The 665-nt window shown below is 73.7% G+C and carries 2 protein-coding genes; both read right to left on the reverse strand.

Annotated elements, in window-relative coordinates; genetic code table 11:
* Window positions 1-473: MFS transporter (locus Q0L11_RS11725; protein ID WP_296597454.1), on the reverse strand; the 473-nt coding region annotated here is incomplete at its 3' end.
* Window positions 474-579: 106 nt separating this feature from the next.
* A partial coding sequence (locus Q0L11_RS11730; RefSeq protein WP_296597455.1) for a hypothetical protein occupies window positions 580-665 on the reverse strand: 86 nt, incomplete at its 5' end.

Consider the following 665-nt stretch of genomic DNA (forward strand, 5'->3'; position numbering starts at 1 on the left):
CCCGCCCAGACGCCCACGGCCTGCCCCCGGCCCTTGGCGTCGAAGGTCGCGCCCAGAAGCGCCAGGCTGGCCGGCGTGAGCAGCGCGGCGCCGACACCCTGCGCCGCGCGAGCGGCGACCAGCACCGGCAGGCTGGGGGCCAGCCCGCAGGCCAGCGAAGCGGCGCTGAACACCACGACCCCGAGCAGGAATATCCGCTTTCGCCCGTACCGGTCCGCGGCCGCGCCGCCGGCCAGGACCAGCGCGCCGAGAAGCAGCGCGTAGGCGTTCATGATCCATTGGGCCGCCGCGACATCGCCGCCCAGCTGTTGCTGCATGATCGGCAGGGTCAGGCTCACGGCCGAGCCGTCGATGAACGCCAGGCTCGAGCCCAGCACCGTGCCGGCCAGCACCAGACGCTGCCCCCGCGTCGTTTGGGCGGAGCCGTCCGGCCCCGCCACGCCGTCCACGCCCGCGCTCTCCGGCTTGGTCATGCGGCACCCTCGCCGCGATCCCGGCCGGCTTCAAGACGCCGGCGCCAAAGGAAAAGGGCTCCGAGGTCGCCCGCGGAGCCCTTTGCGTCAGTCTTTGCGCCGGCCCTTAGGCCGCGCCGCCCTTGTCGCGGCGTTCGGCGTAGATGATCAGCGGCTGGGCGCGGCCCTCGATGACCTCCTGGTTCACCACCA

The sequence above is a fragment of the Phenylobacterium sp. genome (assembly GCF_024508875.1).
Lineage (GTDB): Bacteria > Pseudomonadota > Alphaproteobacteria > Caulobacterales > Caulobacteraceae > Phenylobacterium.